The 6785-nt window shown below is 65.1% G+C and carries 5 protein-coding genes and 1 pseudogene; 4 read left to right on the top strand and 2 right to left on the bottom strand.

The annotated features are described in order from the left end of the window. Nucleotides 1-518 (bottom strand): annotated as a pseudogene (locus tag ACESL8_RS01280) (hypothetical protein); the annotation flags it as partial. A gap of 111 nt (nt 519-629) precedes the next feature. On the opposite strand from ACESL8_RS01280, the gene pyrC reads away from it, so the two are divergent. Further along, nucleotides 630-1673 (top strand): dihydroorotase, encoded by a 1044-nt coding sequence (gene pyrC, locus ACESL8_RS01275; protein ID WP_372915093.1) that lies wholly within the window; start codon nt 630-632, stop codon nt 1671-1673. Further along, complete coding sequence (locus ACESL8_RS01270; protein WP_372915091.1) at nt 1666-2499, top strand: DUF6671 family protein; 834 nt, start codon at nt 1666-1668, stop codon at nt 2497-2499. The genes pyrC and ACESL8_RS01270 overlap by 8 nt, the downstream gene beginning before the upstream one ends. Nucleotides 2500-2503: 4 nt before the next feature. Here ACESL8_RS01270 and ACESL8_RS01265 read toward each other — a convergent pair whose 3' ends face one another. Continuing rightward, nucleotides 2504-3676 (bottom strand): acyl-CoA dehydrogenase family protein, encoded by a 1173-nt coding sequence (locus tag ACESL8_RS01265; protein ID WP_372915089.1) that lies wholly within the window; start codon nt 3674-3676, stop codon nt 2504-2506. Between the two features lie 77 nt (nt 3677-3753). Between ACESL8_RS01265 and ACESL8_RS01260 the strand changes: the two genes are divergently transcribed. Together ACESL8_RS01260 and ACESL8_RS01255 are read left to right on the top strand one after the other, a co-directional pair. Further along, nucleotides 3754-5811 carry a prolyl oligopeptidase family serine peptidase gene (locus ACESL8_RS01260; RefSeq protein WP_372915087.1) on the top strand — a complete coding sequence of 686 codons (2058 nt, stop codon included), beginning with the start codon at nt 3754-3756 and terminating at the stop codon, nt 5809-5811. Nucleotides 5812-5819: 8 nt separating this feature from the next. Continuing rightward, a partial coding sequence (locus ACESL8_RS01255; protein WP_372915085.1) for a penicillin acylase family protein occupies nt 5820-6785 on the top strand: 966 nt, incomplete at its 3' end.

Raw genomic sequence — 6785 nt, 5'->3', positions numbered from 1 at the left:
GCCACCACCACCGGCCCGCTCAGATCAAGTCCCTGCTCGGCGTGCGGCACCAACAGCGGCACCAACAGCACCGGGCAGCGGGTGTACATCACCACATCGCCCACAATCGCCAGCGGCTGGCGGGCGCTTTGGCGCCGGCCTGCGCCGGGCTGGCTGAGCAGCACCAGATCGGCCAGCATCGATTGGTCGATCAACGTTTCCACGACATTGCCATCAAAGCTGCGCCAGTCCCACGGCACGCCGCTGAGCATCAGCCGGGCTTCGGTGGCGATCCGCAGCGCCTTGTCCTGATCGTGGATGGTGTCGATCAGCGCCGCCATGCCGTACAGGCCGCCATAAGGATCGCCGGCATAAGCTTCGACCGGCGTGACCTGAATGCACGACAGGTGCCCGCCGGTTTGCCGCGCCACATCCAGCGCCAGCGCCAGGCGCCCGGGTTGGGCGTCGTCATCATGAATGTGGAGCACGATATTCTTCATGCGGCGCCAATCCGAAAGGCCTTGAAGGCCAGCCTTCATCCCGGCCACTGTCATACGCGGCTCACCGCCCGCATGGCTTTACGCAACATTCCGGAGTGGGCCGCTTTGCAGGGCTTTTCGCCGTCCGGTAAAGGGCGTAACAGGCGTGGCATGACCACGATGACGACCCTTACGATCCGCCGCCCCGATGATTGGCATGTGCATCTGCGTGATGGGCCGATGCTGGCGGCCGTGGCCGATGCCACCGCCCGCCAGTTTGCCCGCGCCATCGTCATGCCCAATCTGAAACCGCCGGTCACCACCGCTGCTGCGGCCGCTGCCTATCGGGATCGCATCCGCGCCGCCGTGTCGCCGGGCATCGCCTTTGAACCGCTGATGACCTGCTATCTGGTCGATCACATCGACGCGCATGAACTGGTGCGCGGCCACGGCGACGGTATCTTCACCGCCGCCAAGCTGTATCCCGCCCACGCCACCACCAACAGCGCCCACGGCGTCACCGATGTGGATCATATCCGTCCGGCCCTCGAAGCCATGCAGCGCATCGGCATGCCGCTGCTGATCCACGGCGAAGTGACCGATCACACCGTTGACATCTTCGACCGCGAAGCCGTGTTCATCGAGCGCATTCTGAAGGGCGTGGTGGCTGATTTTCCCGCCCTCAAGATCGTGTTCGAACATATCACCACCAAGGATGCGGTGGATTTCGTGCGCGATGCCGGCCCCAACGTCGCTGCCACCATCACGCCGCACCATCTCGCCATCAACCGCAACGCCATGTTCGAAGGCGGCATGCGCCCACATTTCTATTGCCTGCCGGTGGCCAAGCGCGAACTGCATCGCCGCGCACTGCGCGCAGCAGCCACCAGCGGTAACCCGAAATTCTTTTTGGGCACCGACAGCGCGCCCCACGCCGTGGAAGCCAAGGAAAGCGATTGCGGCTGTGCCGGCGTCTATTGCGCGCCGTTCGCCATCGAAGCCTATGCCAAGGTGTTCGAAGAAGAAGGCGCGCTCGGACGTTTGGAAGGCTTTGCCAGCGAATTTGGCCCGCGGTTTTATGGCCTGCCGCTGAACCCCGATTTCATCACCCTGGAACGCACGCCCACCCCAGTGCCTATGCGCATTCCGGCCGCCGGCAGCGAGCTGGTACCGTTCCACGCTGGCGAGGTGCTGGACTGGCGCTTCGTTGCCTGAAATCCCCGCTGAGCAGCCCTACCGGGGCCAGCGGGCCGCGCTGGCCACCCAGCACGGCAAGGCGCGCGCGTTGGCGCCGCCGTTGCTGCGCCGGCTGGGCCTGATCGCCTACCCCGTCGCCGTCGATACAGATCAGTTCGGCACCTTCACCGGCAGCATATCCCGCACCGCCACCGCGCCGCAGGCCGCGCTGGCCAAGGCCCGCGCCGGTATGGCGGCATCAGGGCTAACGCTGGGGCTGGCCAGCGAAGGCAGTTTCGGCTCGCATCCGTGGCTGCCATTCGGGGCCGGCGGCGTGGAGACATTGGCCTTCGTCGATGTGCAGCGCGGCCTTGAGCTCACCGTGTCTGCCGTGTCCCGCCGCACCAATTTCGCCCACCACGAGGTCGCGGACGGCGGCGACATCGCGCCATTTCTGGCCCGCATCGGTTTCCCCGCGCACGCACTTGTGGTGAAAGACCCCGGCGGCACGCTGCTGGCCACTGGCCTGCAAAACATGGACGCTCTGTCAGCACTGGCCTGGCCCGGCAACCGCCTCGAAACCGACATGCGCGCGCATCTGAACCCCACCCGCATGGCTGCCATCCGCGCCCTGGCTGGCCGGCTGGCCGCACGGCTGGCCGCCCCCTGCCCGGCCTGCAGCAGCCCCGGCTGGGGCGAGGTTGATCTGGCGCGCGGCCTGCCGTGTTCGTCGTGCGCACAGCCCACACAATGGGTCGTGGCCATCATCGATGGCTGCACGGTTTGCGATCACCGCGAAACCCGGCCCCGCGCCGATGCCGTCACCGCTGCCAGCCCGGCCAGTTGCGACTGGTGCAATCCGTAAGGGGTCAGCCCAACCCCATCTGCCGCCCGGCCAGATCGAGCATGATCTCCTCCGAACCACCGCCAATCGCATTCACCCGCACCTCGCGGTAAATGCGCTCCACCTTCGATCCAGTGATGAAACTCGCGCCGCCCAGCACCTGCGCCGCCTCGCGCGCCACATGTTCCAGCATCCGCGTCGCCTGCACCTTGAGCATGGCATAATCCGCCGGCACGCCCACGCCGGCACGGTGCTGATATGCACACAGATCCACCCACGCCTGCGTCGTCTGGATTTGGCGGGCGCAATCGGCCAGCTTGATGCGGATGGATTGGTGCGCGCCCAGCTTCTTGCCAAAGGTCTCGCGGTTCTGCGCCCACTCCATCGCTTCTTTCAGCGCCACCCGCGCCATCGCGCAGCAGCCGTGCGCCATGCCCAGCCGCTCGCTGTTGAAATTGCGCATGATGCCGATAAATCCGCCGTTTTCCGGCCCGATCATGTTTTCCGGCTGCACTTCGACATTGTCGAAATAAACGGCGGCGGTATCCGAACAGCGCCAGCCCATCTTGTCGAGCCGGGTGCGGCTCACGCCCGGCCGATCAGTTTCGATCAGCATCAGCGAAATGCCCTTCATTCCTGGCCCGCCGGTGCGCACCGCCACGGTCATGTAATCGGCCCGCATGCCGGTGGTGATGAACATCTTCTGCCCGTTCACCACATATTTGTTGCCCACTTTTTCGGCGCGGGTTTTCAATTGCGCCACATCCGATCCGCCCGAAGGCTCGGTTATGGCCAGGCTGATCAGCTTTTCGCCGGCCAGCACGGCGGGTGCGATGCGGCGCTTCATCTCGTCACTGCCCAGCGCCAGTATCGGCGGCAAGCCGATGCTGTGGGTCATCAGGCTGGCCCCCAGCCCGCCAGCGCCGGCAGCGGCCATTTCCTCCGACTGGGTCAGCCCGTGGAACACATCAAAGCCTTCGCTGTGCCCGCCATATTCCTCGGGATAATTCAGGCCCAATATGCCGGCTGCAGCTGCCTTTGTGTGCAGTTCGCGCGGCAGCTCGCCGTCAGCTTCCCACTGGTCGATATTGGGCAGCACCTCGGCCGCCATGAAACGCCGTACGCTGGCTGAAACCGCTTCGTGGGTTTCGTCGTAAAACGGCGAACGGCCGCGCCAATCGTCAAAGCTGATGCTCATTTCCGGTTCCTCACTGGTCAGCCGATCATGCCCGCGCTAGCCTTGATAATCTGCCTTGGGAAAACGACAGGAACGCCATGAAGATTGCACTGCTGGTTGCGGCGCTGTTTGCGTCAACAGCGATACACGCCGCCAGCCCGGTGGAACCCGCCGATCTTTACCGCATCAGCATGACCGACGCTGTGGAAGTAAGCCCGGACGGCGCGCACGTGCTGTTTACGCGGCAGCAATTCGATATCCAGACCGATCGGCGCGTTACCGAATGGTGGCTGGCCGCGGTCGGCAAGACCAGCCTCGACAAACGCCTGCTCATCGGCGGCGCAGCCGGTGCCAGCGGCGCGGCTTGGGCGCCCGGTGCCAAGCGCATCGCCTATGTCGCGCCGTATCTGGGCAAGCCGCAGCTGTGGGTGATGGATGTGGCCGAAGGGATCGGCAAGCCCGTCACCAGCGGCAATGTCGCCCCGCGCAGCCTCGAATGGAGCCCCGACGGCACACGCATCGCTTTTGCTGCCCGGGTGGAAACATCGATGCCCAAGGTGCCCGGCATGCCGGACAAGCCGGCCGGTGCGACGTGGGCGCCCGATCCGCGCGTTATCACCGATTGGCAATATCGCACCAACGACGGCGGTTACATCAAGGCCGGGGCCGATCACCTGTTCGTGGTGGCAGCAGCAGGCGGCGCGCCAACCCAGCTGACCAAGGGCGATGCCAACCAGATCGACGGCGGCGCGCACTGGGCGCCCGATGGCCAGAGCCTGATCTATGCCGCCGCCGTCCGCCCCGGCAACGACCGCACCGCCGGTGAAACCGACATTTACCGCATCCCTGTCAGCGGCGCCGCGCCCGCCAATGCCACTCCCGAACGCCTGACCAGCATCGACGGCGGCGAACAGGATGCCCGCCTGTCCCCCGATGGCCAGTGGCTGGCGTGGATCGGCCAGCCCAAAACCACCAAATTCTATGCCCAGCCCGGCGTGTGGCTGCGCCGCGTGTCCGGCGGCGAGCCTGTCCACCTCACCGCCGCGCTCGACCGGCCGGTGGGCAGTTTTGAATGGGCGAAGGACGGCAAGGCCCTGCACGTTGCGTACGGCGATGCCGGGCTGGTGCGCGTTGCCACCATCCCGGCCAGCGGCGGCGCTGCCAAGATAATCGTGCCCCAAATCGGCGGCACCCGGCTTTATCTGCCCTCTTCCGGCGGCGATTGGTCGACAGGCGGCGACACCCCCCGGAATCAGACTTTGGCCTTCACCACCGTCGAGACAGACCGTCCCGCCGCGCTCGGCGTGATGAAGGCCGGAAAGCTCATCGGCAAGATCGATTTCAACGAGAAATGGCGCGCTGAAAAACAGATCGGCGCCATGGAGCGGCTGACCTGGAAAGCCCCCGACGGCCTGGCCATCGAAGGCTGGCTGCAATATCCGCCCAGTTTCGACCCGGCCAAAAAATACCCGGTCGCATTGGAAATCCACGGCGGGCCGAACGGCGATTACGGCCCCTATTTCTCCATCACCCACCAGCTTTACGCCGCCGCCGGCTATGTCGTGCTGTGGACCAACCCGCGCGGATCAACGGGTTATGGCGAAAAATTCTCCAACGGCATCACGCCGGAATATGGCGGCGAATATCCCGGGCCTGACCATGACGACCTGATGGCCGGCATGGACGAAGTGCTGAAACGTCCGTGGGCCGATGCGAAAAACCAGTTCATCGGCGGCGGCAGCGGCGGCGGCGTGCTCACCACTTTCGCCATCGCCAAAACCGACCGCTTCAACGCCGCGGCGGCGCTGCGCCCGGTCACAGATTGGTCGATCCAGGCGCTCACCAGCGACATCACCGCGCTCACCCTGTCCAACTGGGTGGTCGGCAACCCGTGGGACAACCGCGATCTTTACTGGCGCCGCTCCACCTTCTCGATGGTCGGCAAGGTGAAAACGCCGACACTGCTGATTACCGGTGAAGCCGATTATCGCACTCCCATTGCCCAGACCGAAGCCTATTATCAGGCCCTTAAGCAGCGCGGCGTACCGGCCATGATGGTGCGCCTGCCCGAAGCCACGCACGGCATGGGCCGGCCATCACAATGGCTGCAATCCAACCTGGCGGTGATCGACTGGTACAACCGGTTCAAGAAGTGAGGCCCGCGATGAAATCTGCACTTTTTGCGCTGGCTCTGGCCACTGCGACGCCCGCGCTGGCCGACGATGTGCTGTGGGACACATACGGCGTGCCCCACATTTACGCCAACACCGAAGCCGGCGCCTTCAAGGGCTTCGGCTGGGCGCAGGCCGCCAGCCACGGCAATATCCTGCTCAAGATGTATGGCGAAAGCCGGGCGCGGGCGGCGGAATATTGGGGGGCAGACTATGCCCCGCTCGATCGCTATCTGATCGCCCACGACGCGCCGGCACGCAGCCTCGACTGGTACAAGGCGCAAACCCCGCAGATGCGCGCCAATCTTGATGGCTTCGCCGCCGGCATCAACGCCTATCTTGCTGCGCACCCGGATCATGTGCCGGCCGACCTCAGCCAAGTGCTGCCGATCAGCGGCATCGATGTGATGGCCCACGCCCACCGGCTGATGCAGTTCCTGTATGTTGCGCCCATGGGCCGGATGCTCACCCCGCCTGCCGCCTTCACGCCGACGGGAATTGGCGATGCCGGCGACGGTGATGCCGGCGGCTCCAACGGCTGGGCCGTGGCGCCGTCACGCTCCGAAAGCGGCGCGGCGATGCTGCTCGCCAATCCGCACCTGCCGTGGGCACCCTCGCTGCTCACCTATTACGAAGCGCAGATCAGCGCGCCCGGCTATTCGGTTTACGGTGCCACGCAAGTTGGCCTGCCGGTGCTGCGCTTTGCCTTCAACAACAATCTGGGCTTCACCAACACGGTCAACAACATGCTGGGCGCGGTGCGCTACAAGCTCGAACTGGCCGGTGACGGCTATGTGGTGGACGGCAAGAGGCTGGCATTCAAACGCACCACGAAATCACTGCTCATCCGCCAGGCCAATGGCAGCCTGAAGCGTGAAACCTTCGTGCAGCGCCGCAGCATCCACGGCCCGGTGTTCGATGTCGGCACCGATGTCATCGCCATCCGCATCGCCGGCCTC

The organism is Sandarakinorhabdus sp. (assembly GCF_041689835.1).
Classification (GTDB): Bacteria; Pseudomonadota; Alphaproteobacteria; order Sphingomonadales; family Sphingomonadaceae; genus Sandarakinorhabdus.
Note: the sequence above shows the minus strand (reverse complement) of the source record. Positions and strands in the feature narration are given on the sequence as shown.

Excerpts from the sequence above, each read along its gene's own strand:
- ACESL8_RS01260 (WP_372915087.1), top strand. The coding sequence starts at position 3,754 with ATGAAGATTGCACTGCTGGTTGCGGCGCTGTTTGCGTCAACAGCGATA.
- ACESL8_RS01265 (WP_372915089.1), bottom strand. The coding sequence starts at position 3,676 with ATGAGCATCAGCTTTGACGATTGGCGCGGCCGTTCGCCGTTTTACGAC.
- pyrC (WP_372915093.1), top strand. The coding sequence starts at position 630 with ATGACCACGATGACGACCCTTACGATCCGCCGCCCCGATGATTGGCAT.